At 58.4% G+C, this 26,371-nt stretch carries 23 protein-coding genes; 6 read left to right on the top strand and 17 right to left on the bottom strand.

Going from position 1 to position 26,371, the window contains the following annotated elements:
• Nucleotides 1-69: 69 nt before the first annotated feature.
• Both J7E80_RS01335 and J7E80_RS01340 read left to right on the top strand, forming a co-directional pair.
• Entirely contained in the window at nucleotides 70-1,050 is a 981-nt protein-coding gene (locus J7E80_RS01335; RefSeq protein ID WP_215049676.1) for a GDP-mannose 4,6-dehydratase, read from the top strand.
• Nucleotides 1,051-1,126: 76 nt separating this feature from the next.
• A complete protein-coding gene (locus tag J7E80_RS01340; protein WP_215049677.1) occupies nucleotides 1,127-2,200 on the top strand; it encodes a glycosyltransferase in 1,074 nt (357 codons plus the stop codon).
• Nucleotides 2,201-2,330: 130 nt separating this feature from the next.
• Here J7E80_RS01340 and J7E80_RS01345 read toward each other — a convergent pair whose 3' ends face one another.
• The 14 genes from J7E80_RS01345 to J7E80_RS01410 all read right to left on the bottom strand — a co-directional run bounded on the left by J7E80_RS01345 (nucleotide 2,331) and on the right by J7E80_RS01410 (nucleotide 17,363).
• Nucleotides 2,331-3,809, bottom strand: a complete 1,479-nt coding sequence (locus tag J7E80_RS01345; protein WP_285291773.1) for a lipopolysaccharide biosynthesis protein — start codon at nucleotides 3,807-3,809, stop codon at nucleotides 2,331-2,333.
• 66 nt (nucleotides 3,810-3,875) lie between these two features.
• A complete protein-coding gene (locus tag J7E80_RS01350; protein WP_215049679.1) occupies nucleotides 3,876-5,009 on the bottom strand; it encodes a glycosyltransferase in 1,134 nt (377 codons plus the stop codon).
• 15 nt (nucleotides 5,010-5,024) lie between these two features.
• Nucleotides 5,025-5,972, bottom strand: a complete 948-nt coding sequence (locus tag J7E80_RS01355) for a glycosyltransferase family 2 protein (protein WP_215049760.1) — start codon at nucleotides 5,970-5,972, stop codon at nucleotides 5,025-5,027.
• 68 nt (nucleotides 5,973-6,040) lie between these two features.
• Nucleotides 6,041-6,529, bottom strand: a complete 489-nt coding sequence (locus tag J7E80_RS01360) for an acyltransferase (protein WP_215049680.1) — start codon at nucleotides 6,527-6,529, stop codon at nucleotides 6,041-6,043.
• Nucleotides 6,513-7,679 carry an O-antigen ligase gene (locus J7E80_RS01365; protein ID WP_215049681.1) on the bottom strand — a complete coding sequence of 389 codons (1,167 nt, stop codon included), beginning with the start codon at nucleotides 7,677-7,679 and terminating at the stop codon, nucleotides 6,513-6,515. Before J7E80_RS01365 ends, J7E80_RS01360 begins: the two co-directional genes overlap by 17 nt.
• A complete protein-coding gene (locus J7E80_RS01370; protein WP_215049682.1) occupies nucleotides 7,676-8,449 on the bottom strand; it encodes a glycosyltransferase family 4 protein in 774 nt (257 codons plus the stop codon). Before J7E80_RS01370 ends, J7E80_RS01365 begins: the two co-directional genes overlap by 4 nt.
• Before the next feature lie 302 nt (nucleotides 8,450-8,751).
• The gene (locus tag J7E80_RS01375) at nucleotides 8,752-9,807 is read right to left on the bottom strand and encodes a glycosyltransferase family 4 protein (RefSeq protein WP_215049683.1); all 1,056 of its coding nucleotides are present in this window, start codon (nucleotides 9,805-9,807) and stop codon (nucleotides 8,752-8,754) included.
• A gap of 38 nt (nucleotides 9,808-9,845) precedes the next feature.
• The gene (locus J7E80_RS01380; protein WP_215049684.1) at nucleotides 9,846-12,089 is read right to left on the bottom strand and encodes an N-acetylneuraminate synthase family protein; all 2,244 of its coding nucleotides are present in this window, start codon (nucleotides 12,087-12,089) and stop codon (nucleotides 9,846-9,848) included.
• Nucleotides 12,086-12,799, bottom strand: coding sequence for a cytidylyltransferase domain-containing protein (locus J7E80_RS01385; RefSeq protein ID WP_215049685.1), 714 nt, complete (start codon nucleotides 12,797-12,799; stop codon nucleotides 12,086-12,088). Before J7E80_RS01385 ends, J7E80_RS01380 begins: the two co-directional genes overlap by 4 nt.
• Nucleotides 12,796-13,830 carry an RNA-binding protein gene (locus tag J7E80_RS01390; protein WP_215049686.1) on the bottom strand — a complete coding sequence of 345 codons (1,035 nt, stop codon included), beginning with the start codon at nucleotides 13,828-13,830 and terminating at the stop codon, nucleotides 12,796-12,798. The genes J7E80_RS01385 and J7E80_RS01390 overlap by 4 nt, the downstream gene beginning before the upstream one ends.
• Nucleotides 13,821-14,606, bottom strand: a complete 786-nt coding sequence (locus tag J7E80_RS01395) for a glycosyltransferase (RefSeq protein ID WP_311380735.1) — start codon at nucleotides 14,604-14,606, stop codon at nucleotides 13,821-13,823. Before J7E80_RS01395 ends, J7E80_RS01390 begins: the two co-directional genes overlap by 10 nt.
• Nucleotides 14,607-14,815: 209 nt before the next feature.
• Nucleotides 14,816-15,877 carry an NAD(P)-dependent oxidoreductase gene (locus J7E80_RS01400; RefSeq protein ID WP_215049688.1) on the bottom strand — a complete coding sequence of 354 codons (1,062 nt, stop codon included), beginning with the start codon at nucleotides 15,875-15,877 and terminating at the stop codon, nucleotides 14,816-14,818.
• A complete protein-coding gene (locus J7E80_RS23565) occupies nucleotides 15,874-16,155 on the bottom strand; it encodes a DapH/DapD/GlmU-related protein (protein ID WP_311380736.1) in 282 nt (93 codons plus the stop codon). The genes J7E80_RS01400 and J7E80_RS23565 overlap by 4 nt, the downstream gene beginning before the upstream one ends.
• Nucleotides 16,156-16,454: 299 nt before the next feature.
• On the bottom strand, nucleotides 16,455-17,363 hold the full coding sequence (locus tag J7E80_RS01410) for a glycosyltransferase family 2 protein (protein WP_215049690.1): 909 nt from the start codon (nucleotides 17,361-17,363) through the stop codon (nucleotides 16,455-16,457).
• 244 nt (nucleotides 17,364-17,607) lie between these two features.
• Here J7E80_RS01410 and J7E80_RS01415 point away from each other — a divergent pair, with 244 nt between their 5' ends.
• The 4 genes from J7E80_RS01415 to J7E80_RS01430 all read left to right on the top strand — a co-directional run bounded on the left by J7E80_RS01415 (nucleotide 17,608) and on the right by J7E80_RS01430 (nucleotide 22,754).
• A complete protein-coding gene (locus tag J7E80_RS01415; RefSeq protein ID WP_215049691.1) occupies nucleotides 17,608-19,065 on the top strand; it encodes a polysaccharide biosynthesis tyrosine autokinase in 1,458 nt (485 codons plus the stop codon).
• 48 nt (nucleotides 19,066-19,113) lie between these two features.
• Nucleotides 19,114-20,559 carry a sugar transferase gene (locus J7E80_RS01420; protein ID WP_215049692.1) on the top strand — a complete coding sequence of 482 codons (1,446 nt, stop codon included), beginning with the start codon at nucleotides 19,114-19,116 and terminating at the stop codon, nucleotides 20,557-20,559.
• Between the two features lie 295 nt (nucleotides 20,560-20,854).
• Nucleotides 20,855-21,115: a hypothetical protein gene (locus J7E80_RS01425; RefSeq protein ID WP_215049693.1), complete on the top strand. Its 261-nt coding sequence runs from the start codon at nucleotides 20,855-20,857 to the stop codon at nucleotides 21,113-21,115.
• 121 nt (nucleotides 21,116-21,236) lie between these two features.
• Entirely contained in the window at nucleotides 21,237-22,754 is a 1,518-nt protein-coding gene (locus tag J7E80_RS01430; RefSeq protein WP_215049694.1) for a polysaccharide biosynthesis tyrosine autokinase, read from the top strand.
• 41 nt (nucleotides 22,755-22,795) lie between these two features.
• Here J7E80_RS01430 and pseI read toward each other — a convergent pair whose 3' ends face one another.
• The 3 genes from pseI to J7E80_RS01445 form a co-directional block, all read right to left on the bottom strand.
• On the bottom strand, nucleotides 22,796-23,863 hold the full coding sequence (gene pseI, locus J7E80_RS01435) for a pseudaminic acid synthase (RefSeq protein WP_215049695.1): 1,068 nt from the start codon (nucleotides 23,861-23,863) through the stop codon (nucleotides 22,796-22,798).
• 31 nt (nucleotides 23,864-23,894) lie between these two features.
• Entirely contained in the window at nucleotides 23,895-24,956 is a 1,062-nt protein-coding gene (locus J7E80_RS01440) for a hypothetical protein (protein WP_215049696.1), read from the bottom strand.
• A 230-nt stretch (nucleotides 24,957-25,186) separates the two neighbouring features.
• Nucleotides 25,187-26,371 (bottom strand): glycoside hydrolase family 99-like domain-containing protein, encoded by a 1,185-nt coding sequence (locus tag J7E80_RS01445; RefSeq protein ID WP_215049697.1) that lies wholly within the window; start codon nucleotides 26,369-26,371, stop codon nucleotides 25,187-25,189.

Here is a 26,371-nt window from a genome sequence, read left to right on the forward strand (position 1 = left end):
CCTTGGCAGGCCGAGGACCAGTAGGCTGGGACACACAGAGGGTCTGCTAGAAAACGTTGGGGGAGCATTTTGCCACGGGCATTAATTACCGGTATAACCGGCCAGGATGGCCTGTACCTAGCAGAGTTGTTGGTCGGCAAAGGGTATGAAGTTTTTGGACTGGTGCGGGGCCAGAACAATCCGAAGCGGGAGTTGCTCCACCGAATTATTCCCCAGGTGCATATTCTAACGGGCGATTTGACCGACGTCTCCAGCCTCATCCGCGTCATGGGAATAGCCCAACCCGACGAAGTCTATAACTTGGGCGCGGTTTCCTTAGTAGCTTATTCATGGGAGAACGCCGCACTCACGAGCGACGTAACCGCTTTGGGTGTCCTGAACATGTTGGAAGCGACCAGGCTTTACGCTGGCAGGGACGTGAGCAAAGTCCGGTTCTACCAGGCGTCCTCCTCCGAAATGTTCGGCAAGGCGCAGGAAGTTCCCCAAAAGGAGACAACCTTGCCATGGCCACGCTCGCCCTACGGTGTGGCGAAAGTTTACGGCCACTATATGACGATCAATTACAGGGAATCATATGCGATGCATGCCTCCAGCGGCATCCTGTTCAACCATGAATCCCCTCGAAGAGGTCCGGAATTCGTGACTCGCAAGATCTCTCTCGCAGTGGCCAGGATTAAGCTTGGACTCCAGCGCGATTTGGCTTTGGGTAATTTAGAAGCGTCCAGGGACTGGGGATTCGCCGGAGATTATGTGGACGCTATGTGGCGCATGCTTCAGCAGCCGCAGCCCGACGATTACGTTATCGCCACAGGAAAAAGCCACTCGGTGCGGGATCTCCTCGATTTCGCTTTCTCCGCGGTTGGCATCGACGACTGGTCAGGATACGTAAAAATGGATCCCAAGTTCCTTCGCCCTGCCGATGTGGAAATGCTCGTGGGTGATTCCAGCAAGGCCCGATCTGTCCTGGGCTGGAAGCCTCAGATGGACTTTCGAAGTCTTGTTCAGATGATGGTTGCGCACGATTTAAAAGAACAGGGAGCCAGACTGTGAGAAAAGAACCGTTGCGCTGTACCTTACTGGAGTCGGCGGCGGGAATCAGATGCCGGGCCTCATAGTCCACGAATGGTTGGAACAGTACGGCGGGGCGGAGAAGGTGGCCCAGGAGTTGGCCGCCGTTTTCCCGGATGCAGCAACGGCATGCCTTTGGAACGATTATCCGCAAAATTTTGGGAACCGGGTGGTGCAGGAAACCTGGCTGTCCAAAACCCCGCTGAGAAGGCACAAAGGGCTGGCAGCCCTCTTCATGCTTCCCGCGTGGAGGCACCTGGAGGTTTCCGATGTCCCTGACTGGATGCTCTGCACTTCCCATCTCTTTGCCCACCACGCCCAAATAAAACGCGTCGCCAAGGTTCCAAAGTACGTCTATGCGTATACCCCTGCACGTTACATCTGGGCTCCGGGGCTCGACCGCCGAGGGGACTCCCGGCTGACCCGGCTGATGGCAAAGCCTCTACAGAAAATAGATCGGTCGCGGGCCCAGGAAGCCAAGGCCATCGCGGCAGTGAGCAGCTATGTCCGCCACAGGATTGAAAATACCTGGATGCGCGACTGTTCTGTCATCCATCCGCCGGTCGACGTTGAATACTTTTCTGTCAGCAAACTTCACGAACTGACGCCCGCAGAACATGATCTGCTGGGCTCACTGTCGGAACCGTTCCTTGTGGGCGCATCCCGCTTCATCCCATACAAACGGCTGGACCTGGTAATCGCATTCGGGGCCGCAAACCGGCTCCCCGTTGTACTGGCAGGATCAGGGCCTGAAGAAAGTGCCCTGAGGGAGCTGGCGCGAACCACGCTGGTGCCGGTCACCTTCGTGCTGAAGCCCTCACACGCCCTGCTCCGGGAACTGTATGCGAAAGCGTTCGCTTATGTCTTCCCTGCAATAGAAGACTTCGGCATCATGCCTGTCGAAGCCAACGCGAGCGGCACGCCTGTGGTGGCAAGCGCCGCAGGAGGCGCCGCCGAAACAGTAGCTCAAGGTGTGTCTGGCGTCCTATTGGAGGCTTTCTCACCGTCGGAGATGAGGACTGCTGCCGATTCATTGACGTCGTTAAGCGCCAGCAATTGTCAGAGACAAGCAAAAAAGTTTGATAAAGCGCAGTTTCGAATTGCGGTCAGGAATTGGATCGAGCGACAATGACCGTCGAGTTGGAGCTACAACATTTATAATCCGCCTTCCTGAGCGCATGGAACGACGTGCTCGGCTCTGTCTACCACTGCTTCATTCATCCGGCGGAAACCTACGCTTCCTTCAAAAACTGTGAGCCTGTCTACGGACTCTTCGCACCACGCGACATCCTTATGGTTTCGAAGATCTCCCCGTAGTCTCGGCGGACAGCCGGCACGAGTGCCAAAATCGCCAAGCCTATGACTTGGGCCGCTGCCGCGAAAAGCACGACCAGCGTAGATGGTAGTCCGTTCACAAGTAGTACCACTATCCACGTCGCGAAGGTGCCCGCTGCGCACACAGTGATAGCGCGGAGGGCAGCCAAAATCATCGCCCCCGTCGCCAATTGCGAAACTCGCCCCACCCACCAGAGTGAGACGGGCCACACGAACAGGTGAGCGGCAGCGAAACCTACTGCTACACCAACTGGCCCAAAACTACTCCCTACGAGAAGAGCAACCAGCCGAACTACACCTGAGAATATCGTGAAACGTAGTAGCTGCGAGGCCAGACCGCGGCTCATATAAATCCACCCTCCGGCGGATGCCAGGGAGTTCATCGCCTCACCGAGGGCAATTAGTTGAACATACACAACAGCTTCACCCCATCCGGGCCCTAGGGCCACGTCCACTACAGCCGGGGCGGCCACGATCAGGGCCCCCGCTGCTGCCAGCAAGGGATAAATCATCACCAACTGTCCCCGCCGGACGAACTGGAGGAAGCGGTCGTTTTCGTCATGGAGTTTGGCAAGGACCGACAATGAAAGGGTGTCGAGCGGACCCCGCATCTGGTTCATAGGGACCCGCACGAGCTGAAGTCCACGGTTGTAGAGACCGACCGGAACCGGTCCGAAGAGTCGGCCGATGAGAATCGCATCAGCGTTGTTCACCACGTAGGTAAATATCTGCGTTGCAAATAGCGGTAGGCCCATTCCAAAAAGGTGACTCATGTTTTCCTGCCGGCGGTACAACGCAGGCAGCCACCCTGAAAGCATGCAGAAAAAAATAACCGCAGCCAAACCTCCGACGAGTTGCTGGGCAACAAGGGCCACAGGACCCCATCCCCCTAGCGCAGTCAAGACTCCCGCGGTGAAACCGATGGCCGTAGACGCTAGCTCGGCAATGGCCACCCGCCCCAGCTTGAGTCTACGAGTCAGATCGGCTCGATATTGCGTGGTCATTCCCGCTAACAACAAGGATGGTGCCAGCCAAAGAACGATCTCGGTGAGCTCGGCACGGTTGTAGAAAGAGGCAATGAATGGTGCAGAAGTTGCCGCTATTACAGCTACAGATAGCCCAGCAGCAGAGTTGATCCAAAATAAGTTGTCACGTTGTCCGCGCGTCAGCGAATGCGTCTGAACAGAAGCGGATGCAAGGCCTATATCCTTGATGATATGCCCGACGCCGACAATTGCGAGAGCCATCCCCACCAGTCCATAATCCGATTCGGAAAGAAGGCGCGCAAGAACAACCACCGAGGCCAGTTGTAACACGAACCTTCCGGCCTGCCCCAAGAGGGTTTGCGCCCCGCTCCTCGCAGCTGTTCGCCCGAGCCCGACAGTTGTGCCAGCCCTCTCCTGCATCGAAACTCCCCCTTGTTGTCATGCCAAAACTGGCCGCAAGCATCTCACTAGCTATTGCCAGGCCGCCTACTGCTCCATCATCTCGGATACCTCCTGACGAAGGCGTACCCGGAACTTCTCTTCCGAGAAGCTCCCAGCATGCGAACGTATTACTTCCGGATCCCAGTCCGCGGCCCTAAAACCACAGACTGCTCCGCGAATTTGCGCAACCGTCGGCGCCTCTATAAACTGTCCCGTCACTCCTTCCACGACGGTGTCCAAGTATCCTCCGGAGCGCAACGCTATGGTCGGCTTTCCCCAAGCCGCACCTTCAAGCGGCGTAATGCCGAAATCCTCGTGCGCCGGTGCTATAACTGCCTGACATAGTGAGTAGGCCCAACGCAATTGGGCTTCGGACAGGTCGGACACGAGCCTTATATTGTGGGGTTGGTTGTGCCGGAATCGGGCGGCCAAAGGACCGGCTCCGACTACCAGCAGCGTATGGCTAAGCCCTCGGAACGCTTCAATCACCTTATCGACATTCTTGTACGGCAGCAGGCGGGATACGACCAAGAAATGTCTACCTAGACCAATAAAGTCTTCGAGACCTGGAATAGGATCCAAGTCCCCGGTGGTATCAACGCTGTGAGGGGGATAGAAGAGCTTCGCCTGAATATCATATACGTCTTTAATTCGCTGCTGGACAACACTCGAATTCGCCAAATACTTTCCGGCACGACGAGCCGCTTTGGTATCCCAGCGGGTCAAGTACGGTTTAAGCATCGATAGAGCAAAACCAGCAGGGGAGCGCCAGGTTTCACTTCCCAAATATTGCTCGCTTAGATACAACCATCGTGCGGGTGAATGGCAATACACAACTACAAGCCCCTCCATACTGAAGCCGTGTGCCCAGCCAGTACTGGACGCCACAACGACATCACCCGGAACCTTGAGTGCCGATGCAGCGAAAGGTAGAAACGGCAAAGCGAGCCGGTGGTTGCGCCGGAAAACAGAAACACGGTTCAGGGGAGAAACAACGATGTTGGCATTGCGAAATTCCGGGTAAGTTCCATCTGGATTATAGAGCGTTGTATAAATCGTTGCATTAGGAAAGGCCCTGTGCATGGCAAGAACAACCCGCTCAGCACCCCCTCGCTGGGTGAGATAGTCGTGTGCGATCGATACCACGGGCTGTCCGCTTCGCTCTCGCAAAGAATTCATGTATTTACAACCTCATTAAAAGCGAGCACGGGCACGATGGGGGTAGCGGATGCCCGCCCGTCCAGCAGATTCCACCACCAAGGCCACAAGTTTTTCTGACATCCACACAGGCAAGACTGCGGCGGCGGCATCGACCGTCGCTCCAGCTCGTCTCAGAGTCGTTTCTGTGGCCAAAGTGCTTGCAACCGTTACCAGTGCTGACCAAACACCTCTATCTGGCGTTGGCACGCCTAAGGCATCGGGTCCATGCTTGCCAATAAACGTCTCTCGTGCCGCACCTGAGTGCAACGCCCGGTGGGCGCGGACAGACGTAGTGGTTGCGGCAACGTAATGAGGTGTAGTCAGTGATGGTTCGATTCGTACGGGCACGCCTGAAACCAGGAGACGGTATCCATAGTCAACGTCCTCCCAGCCGTATCTTCGGAACCTCTCATCGTAGCCACCGATCTCTTGGTGCACGGAACGAAGTACCGAAACATTGCCGGCCCAGTAGCGCCATTGCTCCTCCGAACTGCACGCAACAGCTTCCTTCCGAAACCTCTCATCAGCAGCACGTCCGTAAACGCGAGCGTAAGTAGTTTCAGGAAAGACGTTCCGGCAAAGACCCACCACACCCACCACGGACTTACTATGCGCCGCGATGTGCTTGGAGACGTAGTCGGGCTGGGGCTCGAGATCATCGTCGCACCGGATGAGTACCCTCCCCCGAGCAATTTCCGCTCCAGCATTCAGAGCGGCAGCCCGCCCTCTGTTCTCAGGTAAGGTCACCTTCCTCAAAGCAACTTCAATGTTGGCAGCAAATCGATCGAGTATTGTTTCGCTGTTATCAGTATCGCCATCGAGAACTACGATGACTTCGAAGTCGTCAGTGTCTTGACGTGAGAGTGCCGACAAAAGGACAGGCAACCGGCCTGCCCCCCCGCGGGAAGGAACAATTATGGATGCACCAAGCTCATGACTCACCGATTCTCCTTTCGTCAACCCGCCGTATTTTACTGTGCCTAACAAGAAAACGCTTCATGGCATTACTCTCACAGTAACTGGTGCGCGCAGTTATTCGGCACCGCCTGATCCATAGAAGTAGCAGAACCAAGACGTAAAATAGCATTTCGACAGCAAGAGTCCAGTAAACGTCGACAACATTTGGGACCAAGAGCCAGCGCTGCACCAATGAAAAAGTTGAGCATCGTTTCCCATGCGGTGATTTCACCATTCGGGAGCCCAGAAAAATGGATGATCACAATCGCTAAAATCAGCGAAAACCAATGTGCCGGATAGAGTCGAGAGACACGAGAAATGACAAAATCGCTCGACTTCGTAACGCGCGCGGCAGACATCAAGATGACAAACTCACTGATCAAGAAGAAGAGTTGAATACCAAAAGCCACCTGCGGAAACAGAAATGCCGGCTGAGGGTCCTCAGTATAACCTGAGTTGTAGGCTTCTGTGAAATGATAAACGACCACCGCCAGCGCAGCTATACCTCGAAGCCCATCCAGCTTACTAAATGGCTTTATCATTGCTTCTTTGCCCAGTACTCAGGCCCACAACTTTTCGTGCGGCCCGACTGGTAACTGGTGCCACAGTGTTGATAATAGCGCACGCAATCAAGATAAATCCGGGCAATGAAAGGAACACCTCACCGAGCTTGGAAGCGCAGACCAAAAGTACAAGCGTTGCCGCCTGGATAATTATTGTCGATTGGGACCGGGAGTTCGCTAGAAATCCACGCAACCCCGTCCTCAAGTAGAGCCCAAGGACGCTAAAAAGCATGATCCAGCCACCCTCAACATACAGAGCCAGGTAAGAATCATGAAAAAACCACCTGTCACTCTCCATTACTACATAGGACTCTCCCAGCCCTAGTCCATACCAAGGTGCGAGGGCAGACTTCTCCACCGCAGCATTCTCGATCCGCTCCCGTAAAATGTCCGAGCCTTCCCGGTTGCTGAAAATACCGACCTGGGCGAAGTTGCTCTCGACGAACTGCAGGGTTAAAAAGACGATGATAACTAGGACGAGCCGAGGCAGACTCTTGAAATGGCGACTCAATACCAGCCACAAGATTCCACAAGCGAACGCTGCCATGGCCGTTCTCGAGCCGGTCAGAAAAACCGCGAAGGCTGCAAGAGAAAGGCAGAGAACCTGATACTTCCTGCGTCGCAGCCAAACTAGAGTCAACATTGGGATCAAACTGTAATACAGCCCGGCCACATTCTTGTCGCCCAAGTAACCCGTAAGCACACCTCCATAATTGTTCGGTGCTGCGCCTATGTAGAAGAGCCCAGCATTTATGACCAGCCCCGCGCCCAATCCCTTGAGCCCCGCTGCAATGTCAATTCGACCGGTGACGATCCACACAACGAGGACGGCCATAACAGCAAGTCGAAAAGCTCGGCGTGTCCAATCGACCTCGTTATACATGGAACCGAAGGCCAAGTACACGAGCAGAATAATAAACAGGGGCGCAAACCATGCAGCCGATCCCAGGCTGCGCTGTGGTCGTCGGAATGCGGCGAATCCGATCATGATGATGGCTGCTACATCACTCGCAGGAATCGCCAGCGGAAGTCCGGGGACGTTGACTCCGTCACAAACGAAAAAACCAAAGAGAACAGCGTCTACGGCCCGTGCTGGCGGCCTCGGTGCTGCCGTGGCGATGCCGGTCATAGGCCGTCAGCCTCGGTGGCTTGCGACTGAAGCAATCCAAGGTCAGCAAACAAGGAATGAAGTCGTTTACGCCCCGCTGTAGGCGAGAATCGCGAGTGCCACCGGTTGTATGCCTCTTCAAGAAGCTCCGGAGACGAATCCCTAGCCGCCTTTTGCACCGCGTCGGCAAGACGTAGAACGTCGCCGGGAGGCGCTAACCAAGGGTGGTTTGGTCCGGCCACTTCTCGCAATGCACCTGTATCGCTAATTACAAAGGGCGTACGAGCGGACATGGCCTCGGCAATCACGAGGCCGAAAGGCTCGGCCCACACCGACGGGCAGACCATGACGTCGACAAGACCGAAAAAAGATTCCCGGGTCATCCAGCCTCGGCGGTCAACGAGGTGTTCCACGGGCGCCAAGGCGTCGTGAACTGCCCGCTGGGACGTCTCGTCTACAAAACGCGGTTCTCCCGCCAAAACCAAGCGGTAGCGCCCTGGCGCTTGCGCATCAAGTTCATGAAGAGCGTCAGCCAACACGTGGACGCCTTTGTCCAAAGAAAGGCGTCCTAAGAACCCAAGCCGTACCACGTCACCGCTGGCCTTCCCGTTACTGGTTGGAACTGGGTGGACCTCCTCAACCCAGTTCTCGAGAACATGGGTACCGGCAAGCTGGGCAGCCATGAACTGGGAGGGGACGACTGTGGCGCAAGCGCGCACCTTCGCTACGCGAGCCAGAATAGCTTGTACGCCGAGTGGCACCTGATGCAGATGTACAATGCGGTCAGACATCAAGGCAGTAGCCGTGGCCGGAACCAGTCCGTTGCACCACAGGATTCCCTGCCGGTTTCGCCGACGCCAGCGGCGGAGTGCAAGCATGTACGCGCGGCGGCCGGAAGCAGGCAGCACCACAGTTTCATGCCCGGCCTTCCGGGCCGCATCCACTAGGGCCGACGGCTCCGAGGGCCCGATCAACACTACACGGAGCCCCAGGCGCTGGATCTCGCGGGCCAGCGCGAGGAGCATGATCTCCCCACCTCCCATGTCCCCGTTGTTCGTGGCCAGGACAATCAGCCCTGTCTGCGCTAGCGCCGTCACCTCGTCACCTCCGCATACAGTTCCAGAGTGCGTTCAACCATGGCCGTGACTGTCGGCCACGCCTCCGGAAGCCGGGGACGCTCGAAAGGGTCCGAAGCCTGGCGTTCAATCCTCGCCGCTACGGCTGCCGGATCGTCCACAAACACGAGGCATCGCTCCGGCAGGATTTCCGGGTTTCCGCCTACCGGTGTGGCTACGACCCCAAGACCCACATTAATGGCGTCGAGCAGGGTGTAAGAGCAGTTCTCCCATACCGACAACTGAACGAGGACATCAGCCGAGGCCATGGCCTGGTCCGGGTCCAAAAATCCGGGAAAACTCACCGGCCCGTCCAAGCCCAGCTGTTCGGTGAGCTCCTGCAGCTCGGCCAGGTCCGGCCCCTCCCCTGCCACCGTGAGGGTGGCGGACGGATGGTTGGCCCGCAAGAGTGCGAAAGCACGGAGCAGGTCGGGGATGCGTTTTTCCGGTGCCAGCCGAGAGAAGGACAAAATTCTTGGCCAGGCGTCCGAGGAAATAACTTCTGTCCTGCGGCTGCCGGCTGCAGACTTTTGGTCCACTCCGTTCGGGACGACCGTGACGGTTTTGCTGGGCTGCCACTTTTCTGTCATGGCGGACTTGGTAGCCTGAGACACGGCAATAACGGCGTCCGCGCGTTTAAGCCTGGCCCTATGCAACGCCGCTTTGATCCGGGACTTAAAGCGTGAGCCGTGGTATACGAGGTCATCAGCAGCAACGCCGTGTTCCGTAGTAATCAGTCGCACCCGCGAGTTTGCCGCCAGCACGGTGGCACAGATCACATCGGCGTAGGAGAGGTGGCTATGGACAACCACTGGGTTCAGCGCTTGGATGGTCCGCTGAAGCGTTCCGAAAGAGGCGCGGAAGCCTGCGTCCGGGCCAAAGGGACCTGTGGTCACTGCCGTCTCCAGCTCCCTGAGGCGTACGGCGAGCGGACCTTCCGGGCATAGGACAACCAGCCGCCAGCCGTTCAAGCCGGCTGCGGCCACATCAAGGACGTGGCGGGCTACGCCGCCCAGATTAGCGACAGGAACCACCCACAAAGCAGTCGGCGGCGCTGTCGTTCCCCCGTTGCTCAGTACCATGCCTCGAGCCGTTCAAGCGCTGTCCAGAAACCAGCCCCGTCGTTGACGTGCCCCTGCCATATCTCCGGGATAAAGCCCGCATCCGGGCAGAGCCGGTCAAGTTGCTGCGCCAGCGCTGCAAAGTCGACCTCACCTTCACCCACCTGCACACCTTCGCCGTCCACTCCGGTGGCGTCAACCATGTGCAGGTGTATGGTGTGCGGCGCCAGGGCGTCCACGGCCTCCGAGAAGGGAATGCCGAGGAAGTTCGCCGCGAGCTTGGTGTGGGACACGTCAAGACAGAGCCTTATGCCGGTTTCCTCAGCAAATTCAGCGGTGTCCGTGGGATCCAGGAACAGGTTATGGAACTGCTGCCCTCCCATCAGCCAGGGGTACGGGGGCAGGGTCTGGGCTGCAATGCGCACACCTCCGGTATCGAGCCTCTTGAGGGCTTGCGCAATCCGCTCGTATTTGGGCGGACGCTCCACCGCGATCAGGTGCCGGTCCTTGGTAAACCCCCCCATGGTCACCACCACCACCGGTTCCTCCTCGCGGGTGAACCACTTGGTAAGGGATCGTGAAATGTCAATAGTCCTTTGCACCTCGGCGATGGACCGTTCCCAGTGATCTTTGTCCTCTGCGGCAAGGTCAACGAGGAAATCGCCGGAGAAAAGATCCGGCAAGTGGGTGGTGAACCCCATGTCCAGCGGCTTCATGAATACCGCTTCCGGATCGATCTCCAGATCCTTGTAGGAGAAGTGGAACTCGAGGAAATCCGGAGTGCCATCCTGAATCAGGGCCTGGTAGTCGTGATAGCGGACAGGCAGCCCCCAAGGACGCCGGAAGCTAAAGTCCCGGCCCCTCGGTGCCTTGTCGCGCAGGTCTCCTTCGTAAAAAAAGTCTCCCTTCACTATGTCCCGGGGAGACGTCCGTCCTAAGAGAAGAGGCAGGGCATTCGGCTGCAGCCCCCGCCCCGGACTTTTCACGGCGACATCCTCGGCGACTATGACCTGTCCCTTGGCTACCGGTCGCGCGGCAACAAGGGACTTCGCGAGGTTGATGCGGTTCATCATTTCGCCGGTGGACACAGTCCGCGGCACCTTGTCCCCGATGGACTCTTCGACTTCCCGGACGCGCCTGACCATCTGCGCGAACTCCTCCGGCAGCAGTGAGACAGTATGGTCGTTGCCTTCCATGGTGGTGTCCACCGTGAAGTGCTTTTCGATGATCTTGGCCCCGCGCGCAACGGCGGCAACCGGGATGTGGTAGCCGCGCTCGTGCCCGGAGTAGCCCACCACGCACTGTCCAATTTCGGCCAAGCGGTCCATATACGCCAGGTTGACGTCCTTGAAGGGGGCGGGGTAAGTGGACTGTGTGTGCAGCAGTGCAAAGGCCGCACCAGCTGAGCGAAGCAGCTGGGCGCTCTCCCGGATCTCGTCCTCACGGGACATTCCGGTGCTGGCGATCAGTGGGACACCACGGCTGGCCGCGTCCTGAAGCAGTTCATGGTTGGTCAGGTCGGCTGAGGCGATCTTCAGTGCCGGCAGCCCATAGTCCACAAGTGACTGGATGCTGGAAGAGTCCCAGGGTGTGCAGAGGACATCGATGCCACGCTCGAGGCAATGGTCGAAGACGGTGAACAACTCCTCAGCCGGAAGGGAAAACCTCGAAAGGAGGTCCAGTGTGTATTGGGTACCGAGATCCTCACCAAGCGAACTGCTGCCCGCCTGCCGGTACAAGGCCTCCATATTCCGCAGCTGGAACTTCACGGCATCCGCACCCGCATCACTGGCCAGGTCAACGAGCCGCTTGGCCAAGTCAACAGACCCGTTATGGTTGTTGCCGATTTCCGCAATCAGAAAGGCGGGGTGTTCGGGACCGATTTCATGGCGCCCGATCCGCAACACGTCACTGCGATCCACAGCGATTGCCCGCAGGTGCCCTCGGGCATCAAGGAGTGGCAGATGGGTAATATTATGAGGCATCAGCGCGGACAGGTCGGCAGGGCTGGAGCCATACGCCGCGGACTTGACCAGTTTGTTGGCAACGGTCAGGCACGACACGTTGAGGTCAGCGCCAGGGTTTTCGACGATCCAACGCCGGAAATCGCCGTCGGAAAATGATCCCTGTAGTACGCCGTGCTCATCGACACAGAAAACGATGCGTTCCTGATTGGCTGTGATCTTCTGCAGTCCCGTGAGGACAGGATCCTCCGAGAAGACGATGTAGGGCAGAGTATTCCGTTCGATGATCATCGGCGGGCATCCTGTTCTACGACGCGAGACGCCGCCGCGCGGAGTAACTGATGTTCGGCTACCGAAAGGTCCAGCTCGGTGTCAACGTCCACGCCTTCGTCCTCGTCCATGATGAAGAGACCGATCCGGCCTCCAAGCCGGTTGGAATGCCGCTCATAAATCTCGGTTTTGGTCAGATAAAGGGACCCTGTTTCGCGGTAACGGTAATCGTCATCTCTCAGGTCCTGGCGCCGCGGCCTGTTCGCAACGTCATACTGGGCCTGGGGGTGTTCGCCCATCGTCCACAAGAACGGCGTCTGGGGCACCACACCCACAAGGGAATCAACTCCGGTTTCACTGAACTGGGCAACAGCACGGTCCAGGGTGTCCGGGAGCCTCACCGGCGATGTCGCCTGCAGGAGCAGTACAGCATCCGGCCGGCGCCCTTCCGCAGTGCGGTATTCAATGGCGTGCTGCACCACTGGCTCTGTCGCCGTTTCGTCCTGCGCCAGCTCGGCTGGCCTCAGAAAGGGCACATCCGCGCCAGCTGTGCGCGCGATCTCAGCAATTTCCGGATCGTCAGTGGAAACCAGGACGTCCAGCCCGCTCCTAGCTGCCAGCGCCTGTTCGATGGTCCAATTGACCAGCGGCTTGCCTGCCACTGAGCGGATGTTTTTGCGCGGCACGCCTTTTGATCCGCCGCGCACAGGGATCACACAGAGGATGGTCACGAGGGAACTCCTAGGAAGTTGTCGATGATGCGGGCGATGGCCTGAGCGGGTTCTTTTTTGGGCTGCGGAGGGGGCGGCGTAGGGGCGCTACCCCATCGGGACAGGCCGTACCGCTCCCAGAATTCCTCCAGCCAGGCAGGTGGCGAGGGATAGCTGACCCAAGCGGGAATTCCCCGAGCCGCTGCCTCCAGCACACCGGTGGAAAACGCAGAAGCAACCGGAGCGGTCAAGTGTGTAAGCGGCACACCAGAATGATCGATCCGCACGCCTCGGCGTTCCCACAGTGCGTGTTGAAAACGCGACAACTTATCAGTTTCCGAGGGGTGGGGGCGGTAAACGGCCCCCGTTGATTTACAGAACTGAATCGCTGCGCGTGCAAGTCCCCGCCGGGGCAATTCTGCACCGTGAAGCTGTCCCAAGTACACGGGTTCCGAGTCCGGGTCGACACCGCCAACTGGCTGGTTCTGCGCCTGCCAGAGTAGTTGGGAACCCACCACCTCGGCGGAGACGTCCGTGCGGCCGGACCGCCAGAAGTCGGCGTCGGCTTTCGAAAAGGCCAGCAGGCGCCCATTTTCAGGCAACGGTGGCGCGTGCGGCGTCATCAGACCGTGCTGCGCCACAAAGAAGGTCGCCCTTAGCTGCCGCGACCATCTATGAGCCAAGGACCCGATCGGCAGGAAATGCCCCGTGGCTAGGACAGCGCCCACCTCGGCAAGTTGTTCGTAGAGCACATCATCGTTGACTGGGACATCGGCCCATGGACCACCGGGAAGCTGACTCCGGACATCGGACGGTGCCAGAACCGCGACGGAGGATGTGTCCATGAATTCGAGGGGCCGCACCAGTGATGCAATAGACGTCGGTTTAGCAGCATCCAGCGCCACCAAGAGCAGCGGCTTCGATCCGCGCACGGCCAGCACTGGCACGAATTCCGAGCCCCCGGCTCTGCGGAACCGAAGTTGCTGAATGAGGCTCCTCCGTCGCTGCCAATCCTTCCAAGCTTCCAAGTCGCGTGGATGGTTCAACCCCATTGGGCCTCCAAGGCTGCGATTCGGTGAACGAAGGTATGTTCGGCCTGGGTCCGCCGCCATCCGCCGCTTCGAATTGCCTCGGACCACTTAGGGTCCCTCATCGCGCGCTTGCAAAGGTCCACCAATTCATCGTCTGAATCGAAGACCAGCACCTCGCTGCCGATCTCATAGAAAGCATCTACATCCCTGCGATCAAGAATCTGCAGTGCGCCGACGCCCGCCGCTTCAAAAGTTCGCATGGTAAAGCCGTCCTGGTCGCCGTGGATATTGAGCGTAGCCGGCGATGCTTTCATGACCCCGTAGGCGCGGCTGCGCGCAAGGTCCCGACCGGCGGGAATGCCAGGGTTGGAAAATTGGTGGGTGCGCAGAACGTCATACGGATGGCGCGACCAAGTACGGCCGTAGGCCCGGACGGGAACTCCGGATGCCGCCAGTCGCCGAAGCAGCCGCTCACGCGACCCATACCTGGCGCCGATAAACGACACATGCTCCTCAGCCATTCGCGGAACCGATACGGTGCTGTCGTAAGCCAAGGGCAGATGCTGGACATTGACGCCGAGCCGGGCCAGTTCCTTTGTATCCTGAGAGCTGTAGCTGGCGATGGGCCCGATTGACTGCACTTGCTCTGGCGTGTAGCGCATGCGTCGAAGCTCGTCATACAGCCAGGTCACGCGCGGGAGGCGCTCCTCATCCAACATTTGCCACCAGTCCGCACCGAGCTGGTCACCTTTCACAACGACAACGACGCTCGGCCGGACTTCTTTCAATGCAGCCACAGCGCGCCTGGTCATATGATCCTCGGCCCGCTGTGGTCTCAACCTTTCGGGCATTTCGTGGAGAATCTTGTTTCCAAGACGCTCAACGAAGGGTCCGGGCTGGTCGTAACAGTGGACAGTCACTTCATGACCCTTGGATTCGAGCGCCCGGCTAATAGCTGCCCAGTAGCCATGAAATCCAGGGCTCACCAAGAGGATTCGTTGTGCAGTCATTCCGTCAGGCCCCGGGCCTTGAGTTCCTGCAACGCGGCGTCCCACGCTTCCGAGCTGGCCCCGCCCTTGTCCCATGAGGACCTAATGAAGTCTGCGACTGCCTCCTTGGTCGACCAGCGGGGCATCGGCGCGCCGATTGACTTGAGGCGCCGCAGATCTGCGCATGCATGGTCAATGTCCCCGGCACGTCTGATCTCGGCGTGCTCGAGCGGAACATCAACCGGAGACGCCTGGATGGCAAACAGAGCGAGCTCCTTCAGGGTCGTTCGGCGCCCGGATCCGCAGTTGAGGATACGGGGTCCCTCCTGCACGGAAGCCGGGTACTCGAGGCTCCAAGCGATGAGCGACACGAGGTCCTCAACGTGCACAAAATCACGGGTCTGTGTGCCGTCGCCGTACACGATCAGCGGCAATTTGTCCTTGAGGCGGGCAAGGAAAGCCGCCAGTACGCCCGTGTACGGATTATGCAACGCTTGGCCGCGTCCGATGACGTTCTGAGGCCTGATGATAGTCACCGGGATCTTATCTGCAGCTGTTGCAGCCAGGACATTTTCCGCTTGGGATTTCGTCTCTCCATAGACCGAGACCGGGCGGTGCTCGTCGTCTTCCGCCGATGGAACCAGGGTGCCGTCAACGCCGCCATCAATCCCGGCCGGCAGTTCCTCGCCGTCCGCCAGCCGGCGTCCTTCCCCATACACTGCCCGGGAGCTTAGAGAGATGATCGGAACACTCCAGCGGACAGCGGCTTCGGCAGCAAACTGGGTGCCATCGACATTGACCCGCCAGTAATGGTCCTGCTCATACATTGACTGGGCCGTTCCCGTTTCCGCGGCGAGGTGGATGACAGCGTCGTGGGGACACAGCCCAACCCAAGTTGCGCTATTCGCCACGTCGGCGCGAACGACCTCCCCGGGGAAACGCTGCTGAGCTTGCTTCGCGTTCTGGTGTACCTGGTCGTCCAACGTGTCCAGGGCGGTAACAGAGTGGCCCTGTGACACAAGCTTGGCGGCCAGGTGCTGGCCAATGAACCCGGCCCCACCCGTGATCAGTATCCTCATGATGTAGCTTCTCCTGACCTCGCGGACTGCCCTGTTGGAGTTTTCGGCAGGATTCTTGCAGGCACGCCGGCTGCCGTGGCGCCAGCAGGAATGTCCCGGGTTACCACCGACCCTGCGCCAACGACGGCCCCGTCACCAATAGTCACCCCACCCAGAACGACAGCCCGCTGGCCAATGAAGCAGTTGCGTCCGATGCTGATGGGTCCTGTGCCATAGACCGTGCCCAAATCGTGGCTTGGGTGCATGCCGGATCCTACATAGGACCCGTCAGCGATCATGCTCTTTGAACCGATGGTTATGTCATCGACTGCATGCAGGTGTACGTCATGTCCGAGATACACATCATCACCGACGCTGAGAGCGCCTCCACCCTCCGCCGCCAGCCAGGCGCCTTCATAAACAGCACAGCGGGAACCCAAAGAAATCCGCTCAACACCCCGTAGCACCAGGGGCCGCACGATGACAGTACCATCGCCTATGGCCCAGAAGGCCCTTCGGTAAATGACGTTCGTGATCAGTTTCGCAATTTTCCAGCGAAGGGACGGCGGGCCCTCCGTCAGGGTCCTGGCCGGGCCCATCAGCCTTCCACCCGTAGGTAGGACAGCTCTCGCCGGAAGTTCTTCAACGCATTCACATCACGCCCGGCCGCTTGCCTAACTAGATTGAAACCAAAATTAATGGCTGAGGCCATCCTCAGAGCCAAGCGAAGTACCTGCGGGTTTCCCCATTTTTCCGCATACCTCATTCGTGACTTGACCAGCCACTGCCGTCGCCGGTCAGGGTCAGACGAGCCCCCACCCTCGTGCCTGACGCACACAGTGCCGGCAAATACAGACGGAATTCCGTGCTCCCGGAGCCGGCGCTGCAGGTCCACTTCCTCCGAGTTCATGAAGAAACCCTCATCGAATCCACCCACAACCCGGAATTCATCCCTGGGAATCAGCATGGCTGCGCCCACGACCCAATCCACCGGAACCATGGCACCGTCCCTGCACCGGGTGTCGTGCCCCACGGCTTCGTGCAGCAGCGGAAGGTGGCGCCATCGGGCAAGGGGTGTGAGCCACTCTGTTACCTGATGCCGGATGGTTGGAAAGTGCCTCCCTACCCATTGCGGCTTACCGTTGTGGCCCACCACCTGCGGACTCACGACGGCGGGCTGCCATGGAGCAGCGGCGTGTACAAGGTCTGAAACAAAACCGGGTCCGATCTCGAGATCGCTGTTCAGAATGAGGATTAGAGAGTGATCTGCCAGCGCGGCCCCGGAATTAACAGCTGTCCCGAATCCGCCGTTAACCTGCCGTCGCACTAGGGTCACGCCTTCCGTTTCCGGAAAGGGCAGAGGGGAGCAGTCGTCAACAACAACAAGTTGCAACACTCCAGCGCCTTCTTGGTTAAGAAGAGCTTTTACCAAGGCCTGTGTCGGTTCGGCATCCCCATAATGGGGAATTACGACAGTGACCGCGGGGTCCGCAAATCTATCCGTCACGGACGCGGCCGCCTGGCAATAAGACGCCAATCACAACTTACGATCATTTCTGTCCCCCCAAGGGCGCTCAATTCCGTTATTAGCAGTCCACATCGAAGCGAAACGCCCGGTCGACACCGTATTTAACTGAGTCTAGCCCCGCACCATACGTCACACTAGCGACATCAAGCCCAAACGATAGAATCAACGGAGTAACCTGTCGATGTGTGGCGGGCATTTGAAATGCGGTAAGAAAGGTCCTCACGTGGAATTCAGCGACTATATCCGCATTGTACGCCGCAACTGGATCCTGATTGCAGCCTTCACCCTCCTCGGAGCCATCGTGGCGGCTGCCGTTTCCCTGAGCATCAAACCCACCTATACCTCGCAAACCAAACTTTTTGTCGCCACCCAGAATTCCGGCTCCGTGCAAGATCTGCAGCAGAGCAACAGCTTCATTCAAGCGCGGGTGGCATCCTACGTGGAGACGGCCACAACCCCTGCTGTGCTGGAGCCCGCAGCAGGGGGGCTGGGCGACGGCGTCACAGTGGCTGAGCTCAGCAGCAAGGTCACAGCGACCGCGGGCGCCAATACAGTCATACTTTCCATAACCGCCACGGATACCTCTCCGGCCCGGGCTTCCGCCATTGCTCGAGCGGTGGGAGAAAGCCTGATCAAGGTCATTGACGAGCTCGAAAGCCCCGTCCAAGGAGGTTCCTCCCAGGTCAAGCTGTCCGTAGTCATGCCCGCCACCGTGCCCATGTCCCCCTCCGCACCGAATAACCGGCTAAACATTGCGTTGGGCACCGTTATAGGGCTGGCGCTGGGGGCAGGCCTCGCCTTGCTGCGAAATTTCGCAGACACAAAGGTCAGGGGGGAATCGGACGTGCGCAAGATAACCGACGCCCCGGTTCTTGGCGGAATCACCTTCGACTCGGATGCAGTGAGGAAACCGCTGCTCACGCAGGGATCAGCGCAAGGGCCGCGGGCCGAGTCTTTCCGGCAGCTTCGCACGAACCTCAGGTTCGCCCATGTCAGTCACCATTCGAAAGCAGTTTTGGTGACTTCCTCCCGGCCGGGCGAAGGAAAAAGCACGACGGCGGCCAACTTGGCTCTCGCTATAGCCCAGTCGGGGCAGCGCGTTGCCCTGGTGGATGCGGATCTCCGGAGACCGCGGGTGGACGAGTATCTGGGGCTTGAACGGAACGCCGGATTGACCACGGCACTACTCGGCGAAACGGATGTTGATGATTTGCTTCAGCACTGGGGGGAGCATGAACTGTACGTTCTGACGTCCGGAAGGGTGCCTCACAATCCGAGTGAACTTTTGGGTTCCAACGCGATGAAAGAACTCATAACCAGGCTTGAGGAAGACTTCGACACGGTCATTATCGACGCTCCGCCCCTCCTTCCCGTTACTGACGCCGCAGTTCTTGCCCAACAGGTCGGTGGAGTGATCCTGATGGTTGGCTCCTCTAAAGTCAAACTTCCGGACCTGCAGAAATCACTGAGCTCCCTCGAAATGGTTGAGGCCGATTTGCTCGGAGTCGTGTTGAACTTCCTGCCGGCCAAGGGGCCAGACGCCTACGCCTACAACTACTACAGCTATGAACCTGCAACGGTGAAGGGAAACAGTCGCTCCTCCAGTGCTTCCCGCAACAGGCGCCGCCAAAAGGCAGGCGATATCGAGGTTGAAGAGCGCTTGCAGAGCCGGGCACTCTAAGGCGGGAACGGATACCCGCTGGCAGCCATTGGGGATATTGGGGGGTCCATGGTGGAAGAAGGAGCGAATGAATGGCGGAGCCGTTACGCCCGCCGCCTTGCGGTCGTTGACGGCTGTATCGTGGTATGGGCAACGGCGGGAGCCCTTTTGCTGCGCTTCGGATCTCCTGAAGGTGACGCACTGATCAGCGGTCCCGGCCAGCCCTATATGCTTCTGTCCCTCGCCCTTGCTGCTGCCTGGTGGAGCATGCTCTCCCTCTGGGGAAGCCGGGACACGAAAATCCTCGGCTATGGAGTCGAAGAGTATAAACGGGTGGTTACCGCTTCCCTGTGGTTATTCGGCATTGTTGCAATCCTCTCCTATTCATTCCAGTTTGATACTGCGCGCGGTTATGTAGGGCTGGCATTCCCTGTGGGCGTGCTGAGCCTGGTGATCTGCCGGTATCTAGTGCGCAAGCTGCTGCATGTTGAACGGCTGACCGGCAAGAGCGCATCGAGGGTCCTTATCCTGGGAGATGCCGAGAGCGTGAAGCATCTGACGCAGACGTTATTGAGCCAGCCGACAGCCGGCTATCTTCCGGTAGCCGCTTACCTGCCCGGTTTCCAGGTGGACGATAAAGTTCCTGAAGGCCTGGGCCTGCCCGTCCTTGGGAACGATCCAAGCCTGGATGCAATCCTCGAAGCCATTGCAGCGTGCGAACCCGACGCCGTCGCTCTTTCCAGCGGCATCCATCTGCCGCCCGGCACAATCCGGGCCCTCGGGTGGGCTGTCGCCGACCTTAATCTGCGAATGATCATGGCACCCGCCCTGACGGACGTGGCAGGTCCGCGCATCCACACACAGCCTGTAGCGGGATTGCCGCTCATCCATGTATCCACCCCGAATCTCGAAGCCGGGCAGCGTCTCCTCAAGCGAACGTTCGATCTCGTCGCGGGAACCACATTGATTCTGATTCTTTCCCCACTTCTTGTCGTACTTGCCGTACTGGTAAAGCTCGACAGTGAAGGGCCGGTACTTTTTCGGCAGGAGCGGATCGGCACGTGCGGAGAACCGTTTCGCATGCTCAAGTTTCGCTCCATGGTGGTCGACGCCGAGCACCAACTGGAGCTTCTCCGCAGCCGAAATGAGGGTAATACTGTGCTCTTTAAACTGAAAGAAGACCCCCGGGTGACGCGGTTAGGGCGCTTCATTCGGCGCTACAGCCTGGATGAGCTGCCGCAGCTCTTCAACGTTGTGGGAGGATCCATGAGCCTGGTCGGTCCTCGTCCGCCACTTGCCAGCGAAGTGGCCCTTTACGAAGCCCATGTGCACAGGAGGCTGCTGGTTCGCCCCGGACTGACGGGCTTGTGGCAGGTCAGCGGCAGATCGCTGCTGACCTGGGAAGAAGCGGTCCGACTGGACCTCTTCTACGTGGAAAACTGGTCCTTACTGGTGGATATTTCAATTTTATTCCAGACTTTCCGTGCCGTCATTTCCCGCCACGGCGCCTACTAAACGGCCAGAGTGCTTCCGGGGTAAACCTCTGCCAATACCCAGTTCACCGTCGCAGTAAATCCTGGGCCGCCAAACCTCATGGTGCTCTTGTCTCAAATTTGTGCTGATCCTGCGCAGAAGCTGCATCTCATGTGAATTCGCTGCGCGGCGGATCGATATGATTAATAACGAATTCAATAATGTAGCAAAGGTCTCAGCACCAAACGCTCTCTGACGCCGACAGCAGCCGCAATCGGGAGTCGACACCTGGGCTGGACCAAGGCATCCGCAGCACGCTTTTTTGGGGGAAACACAGTTGAAGGAAGTCGTCTCAGCGCTCATCCTTGCCGGCTCACTTAGCTTTGCCGGCATGACCACCGCCCAGGCAATCCAGGATCCTGGACATCGCTCGAAGGCGGCAGGCGCGTCCACTAATGCAGGGCCGGCCAACATCGATTCCGGGAACACGGGAGTCACCACCCTGATGCTCCTGTGGGGTGCAGCCGGCATCGGAGCTATGGCTCTGGGTGCAGGAAGCGTCGCAGCTGCTACACGCCGCGCCAAACTCGAAGCATAGTGGCTGGCCCTTTGGCACCCTCATCTTGACCTCTGTACTGCAGGTATAATCGAGAAATCCGCGAAAGGGCTGCCTGGATGGCTGGCAGAGCCGACGGTCATCTATTCAGGGGGAATTAGGCTTGGACTTGCGCGACTACTTGCGGATCTTGCGCCGCAACTGGATGGTCATTGTTGCGTTGGCACTTGCAGGTCTGCTCGTGGGGGGTGCAGCATCTCTTCTCTCGAAACCTACATACACAGCAGAAACGCAGTTGTTCGTTGCAATTCAAGGCTCGGGTACGATCCAGGAATTGCAGCAAGGAAACACTTTCACTCAGGCGCGCGTCCAGTCCTATGTCAAGACCGTCGATTCGCCTGTGGTTCTGCAGCCTGTTATTGACGCACTGGGGTTAGACGTCACAGCCGACGAGTTGGCAGGCAAGGTGACGGCCGGCACTGATGTCAATACTGTCCTGATAAGCATTGCCGTCGATGATAGCTCCCCTGTTCAAGCTTCCGCTATCGCCGAAGCAGTCGCGAACAGCCTTATAAAAGCAGTGGACATGCTTGAAAAGCCAAAAGCCGGGGGCACTTCGCCGGTAAGCCTTTCGGTCATAAAGCCAGCCATCGCTCCTCTCTACCCTTCTGCTCCAAATACCCGTCTCGACCTCATTCTCGGCACATTGATGGGGACTGTGCTCGGACTCGGTGTTGCCCTGCTGCGGACCACTCTGGACGCTCGGATACGGAATGAGGACGACCTCCGCCAGGTCACAGATAGCCCCCTCCTTGGCGCCATCTCCTTTGATCAGGACGCTGAGAAACAACCCTTGGTGACCCAAAGTGCGCCCCAAAGCCCGAGAGCCGAAGCATTCAGGCAGCTACGAACGAATCTGCAGTTTGCCAACGTCACTGGGACGGCCAACACCGTACTCATCACGTCGTCCCTTCCAGGAGAGGGCAAGAGCACAACTGCCGCAAACCTGGCCATCGCCCTCGCACAGGCGGGACGCACGGTCTGCCTCGTCGATGCCGACCTGCGCCGTCCAATGGTGAATGAATACTTGGGTCTTGAGCGCAATGCCGGGCTTACTACAGCCCTCGTCGGAGCGGCAGATGTCAATGACTTGCTGCAGCCATGGGGTGAGAACAACCTCTACGTCCTAACTTCCGGGCAAATCCCCCCAAACCCCAGCGAACTGCTTGGATCCACAGAGATGCAGCATCTGATCCTGCGACTGGGAGATGCCTTTGACACAGTGATCATCGATGCGCCACCACTGTTGCCCGTCACCGACGCCGCAGTTCTCTCCCAGCATGTTGGAGGGGTTGTGCTTGTGGCGGGTGTCCAGAAAATAAAGCGGCACGATCTCGAAAAGTCACTCTCCAGTCTTCGCTTGGTCGAAGCAAACCTCCTAGGAGTTGTGCTCAACCGGGTACCGGCCAAAGGTGCAGACGCCTATGACTACGGTTACTACACACAGGAGAGACGCTCCAACTCTGGTCCCGGGATGGTGTCTAAGAAGTTCCGCCGGTCTCGGACGGAGCAAGCACCAGCAAAGTCGCTGCCGGCAGACGGAGATGGCTCCCGGAGGATGATTCAGCCGTCAGAGCATGCGCGCGACGTTCCCGGACAGCGGGTGACGGAGCGGTCCTGACCGAGGGCATCGCCGATTAGCGCCCCTAGGGCCCTCCGCTGTTAGATAAGGTCCCAAGTAAGTGCCGTCCCACGGCTTACGTCAGTCCGAAACTTCCTGCCGATGACGACGTCAAGAAGCTTGGGTTCCAGGCCCCCGGCAGGACGGATACTGCGAACGTTCTGCCGCGTCAGTTCTTCGCCTTCCCTCACATCCTTCACGATGCACAGTGATCGCCTGAGCCTTAGGCTTTCAGCTTCACTGGCAGTCGGCGTGAATGTCGGACTGCCCAGTGAGGTCCAAGCCCGCTGGGTCTCAAGCACTAGCTGCCGGAGCTCATGGGGCTCAAGTGAGAACTCGGCGTCTACACCTCCGTCTGCCCGACTGAGCGTCACATGCTTTTCGATAAGGCGGGCACCCAGGGCCGATGCCGCGATAGCCGCACCGATTCCCTGCGTGTGGTCGGAAAGTCCAGCGCGAACACCAAACAAGTCAGCCAACACCGGCAGTCCTCGCAGATTCGATTCACTCGGGTCTGCGGGGTACGAAGAAGTGCAACAAAGAATGACGATATCGTTGTTTCCTTCATCCCTAATCGTTCGGACAGCCAGGTCCAAGTCTTCAAGGGTGGCAGCACCGTTCGAGAGAATAACGGGCTTTCCCGTCTGTGCCACCCTCCGCAACAGGTCCACGTCGCCAATTTCCAATGACGCAATCTTGTACATCGGAGCGCCGAGTCCCTCAAGCAAGTCCACGGCAGTGCGGTCAAAGGGGCTCGAAAAAGGAATAAGACCTCGATCCCTCGCCCTGGAAAATAATCGTTCATGCCAAGACCAAGGCGTGTGTGCCTCCTCATATAAGGCATGCAGGTTCTTCCCGCCCCACAGTGGATGACTGGCTGAAATTCTAAAACGCGGAAGGTCACAATCAAGGGTGATCGTGTCCGCAGTATACGTTTGGAACTTTATGGCCCCTGCCCCTGAGTCAGCCACCGCATCAATAATATCCAGCGCACGTTGCAGGTCACCGTTGTGGTTCCCGGACATTTCCGCCACTATCAGCGGCGGTACATCCTCGCGCAGCCACAAATTTTCCGTCATCTTATTCACCAATTTGAATCTTTCATCCATTGTTCCCGCCATTTCGTTTTAAGGGTCTGGATCAGTCGCGCAACATGTTGCCGACAGCCCGGCGTAAGAGCTCTTCAGATTCAGCACCTGTAGCCGCCACTAAGGCCGGCCCCAAGCCCAGCGACCGGGAGTACCGAAGCATGTCCGGTCCGGCAAGTCTCACAGCGGCGCCTTGCTCGGGCTGAGACAGGACGACCAGCAGTGGACCCGAGGCGTCCCGGAGCTTACTCAAATCGCACGGGAGCTCTCTCATGGCATCTGCCAGCGTCCAGGCCGGAACCCCGATGATCAGTGCATCGATGATTGCAGTCGAGTTGATTCCGACGACAACGTCCCCGGGAGCAAGTGACGCAAGAAAATTCTCCGACTTGTTCTCGAATGCTAACGCCGCAGCCGCTGTCTTCCAGTTTTCATCGAGGTCACTGCGCGTCACGCTTGGATGCAGCCGCAGAGAAACATCCAGGCCCCAGCTCCTCGCCATCGAGCAAAGACGGGCAAGAGCCTCCTTTTCCGTTTCCATCAAGCTTTCCATCGAGTGCACAACCCTTAGTCGTTTAGGCGGTCCTGGGGCGATGAACTTGCAGATGTCAGGTCTGCCGACAACATGAAGAGTGCAATCTTGGTTGACTGCCCGAAACCACTGCAGTTGAGCTTCACCCCATACCAGCACGTTTTCGGCTACAGGAGGCAGATAGTTTTGATTCGGAGTGCCGTGAACCATCGTGGCGGTCGTCCGTGCAAGCTTTTTTGCCTGCCAAATCAGCGGCCGACAATATGCGCTCCGGTCGAAATCGGAAAGCCACACATGCTCTTTCGGCAGGCTTTCCACCCACGCCTGCGCAAGGTCGTAACGGATGGCCTGCAGAAGAAACAGGACCTCAAGGTAGACCCGCGACAGGTGCGGGTGACCTATGCCCTTTAGGACCGTGTACCTGCGTAATTTGAGGGCCCGCCCGACCCTGGTCCAATGAGTGCTGCCGCGGAATGACAGTACCGCGAGGCTCGGGAAATGCTGCATCCCCTGCAAAACGTCACATTCGGCAAGCCTCCGGTCCCCGACGAGGTTTGTTGCCGTCCCCTCAAGAGACGTCAAGACGGCCCTCCCCAAGCTGGCTCCATGAGCTACAGGATTCGCAAGGACCAGCGTAAGTTTTGCCGGCGCCAGGACTATACCGCGCCGGGCGGGAAAGAGCAGCAGAACCAGCAGTATTGCGGCAGTTGCAAAGGCCCTTAAGGTTTGATGACTGTGGCGCAGGTGATCCCCTTGCTTCAATGAGTCGGCAACTTCATCGGCAAGACTGCTCAGGTTAGGGTGGCGAACTCTCACGGCCTCGAGGGCCTTACTCTCCGCACCAGGGACACTGCGCTTCCCATGACGGCAAACGAGACTGACCGTAGCCATGCCAGCGACGGAGCGCCCAGCTTCGGTTTCGGGGAAGCCTGGAGAGGACCCGCGTTTCGTTGTGTGGCCTCGAGAAAAGCGGTCCCCCAGGTAGCGTCGGGCTCAAGATATGCTCCCTCGGCCCATTCGTTCCATGCGTTGATGAAAACGAGCCCCGTCCCCTGGCGGTCATCCTCGGCTCTTCGGGCGTGGGTCAGCCACTCCCCATAACTCCGCGGATTGTGGCCCACATAAATTGTGGCCCTGTTCCCCCTGCGTGCCGTGTTGTCCCACCCGGGGACAACGCCGCGGTACCTGGTGAATGAGGGAGGTCTTCTTCGCATGAATCGTTTGGCCATTCGTTCGTAGGACATGATCCTGCCTGAGAAATCAGACCGAAGCCCTTTGACCGGAAGCAGCTGCGCTGATGCCAAAGTGTTTGAACCTACCGGGGGAAACTCTGAGATTGCATCGACGCCATACCAGGTCGGTTCTATGCCGAACTTTGTTTCAGCCGCAATGATGTGGAGCTCGCCCAGTCCATATTCCTTCGCCAACCGGCGCCAACTAGACATCAGCTCGGCAGCGTCGGGAACGTGATCGACCCTATGGATGACGAGGACCAAGGCGCCGTCGACGCGCAGGTAACGCTCATCCCTGAAGTATGGAAGAAAATCGTCAAAGATTTCCTCGGCTGTGGTGCCAGAGTAGTTCTGACCCATCAGGACCTCATGTTCCTTGCCGTCCCAGCGCCGCGTCCAGTTTTCGTTGGCCCAAGATAGGCAGAAGGGAAAGTTTGGTCCGGCTTGGAGATAGTTGTCGACCGGCCGCTCTAGGAGGCGATGGCCGTCGAACCAGTAAAAGTAGAAGCAGAAGGCGTCGACATCGTGCCGTTTGGCGAGGTCCGCCTGCCGGTGCATGACTTCAACACTCCGCAGGTCGTACTGTCCAAGCGTTTCGACGCGTCTCGGATGGTCATGCCCGTCATACTGAGGCCTTGCTTTCCTGACATTGGTCCATTCCGTAAATCCCGCCCCCCACCATTCGTCATTCTCAGGAATTTGATGGAACTGAGGAAGGTAGTAAGCGACGGTCAAGGACGACGCAATGCGCGACAGGCTGGGCAA

The sequence above is a fragment of the Arthrobacter sp. ISL-28 genome, assembly GCF_018613875.1.
Taxonomy (GTDB): Bacteria; Actinomycetota; Actinomycetes; order Actinomycetales; family Micrococcaceae; genus Arthrobacter.

Coding starts and splice junctions, on each gene's coding strand:
- J7E80_RS01345 (WP_285291773.1), bottom strand. CDS start 3,809: ATGCAGGAGAGGGCTGGCACAACTGTCGGGCTCGGGCGAACAGCTGCG.
- J7E80_RS01350 (WP_215049679.1), bottom strand. CDS start 5,009: ATGAATTCTTTGCGAGAGCGAAGCGGACAGCCCGTGGTATCGATCGCA.
- J7E80_RS01360 (WP_215049680.1), bottom strand. CDS start 6,529: ATGATAAAGCCATTTAGTAAGCTGGATGGGCTTCGAGGTATAGCTGCG.
- J7E80_RS01365 (WP_215049681.1), bottom strand. CDS start 7,679: ATGACCGGCATCGCCACGGCAGCACCGAGGCCGCCAGCACGGGCCGTA.
- J7E80_RS01370 (WP_215049682.1), bottom strand. CDS start 8,449: ATGTCTGACCGCATTGTACATCTGCATCAGGTGCCACTCGGCGTACAA.
- J7E80_RS01380 (WP_215049684.1), bottom strand. CDS start 12,089: ATGATCATCGAACGGAATACTCTGCCCTACATCGTCTTCTCGGAGGAT.
- J7E80_RS01390 (WP_215049686.1), bottom strand. CDS start 13,830: ATGGGGTTGAACCATCCACGCGACTTGGAAGCTTGGAAGGATTGGCAG.
- J7E80_RS01400 (WP_215049688.1), bottom strand. CDS start 15,877: ATGAGGATACTGATCACGGGTGGGGCCGGGTTCATTGGCCAGCACCTG.
- J7E80_RS23565 (WP_311380736.1), bottom strand. CDS start 16,155: ATGATCGCTGACGGGTCCTATGTAGGATCCGGCATGCACCCAAGCCAC.
- J7E80_RS01420 (WP_215049692.1), top strand. CDS start 19,114: ATGGTGGAAGAAGGAGCGAATGAATGGCGGAGCCGTTACGCCCGCCGC.
- pseI (WP_215049695.1), bottom strand. CDS start 23,863: ATGGATGAAAGATTCAAATTGGTGAATAAGATGACGGAAAATTTGTGG.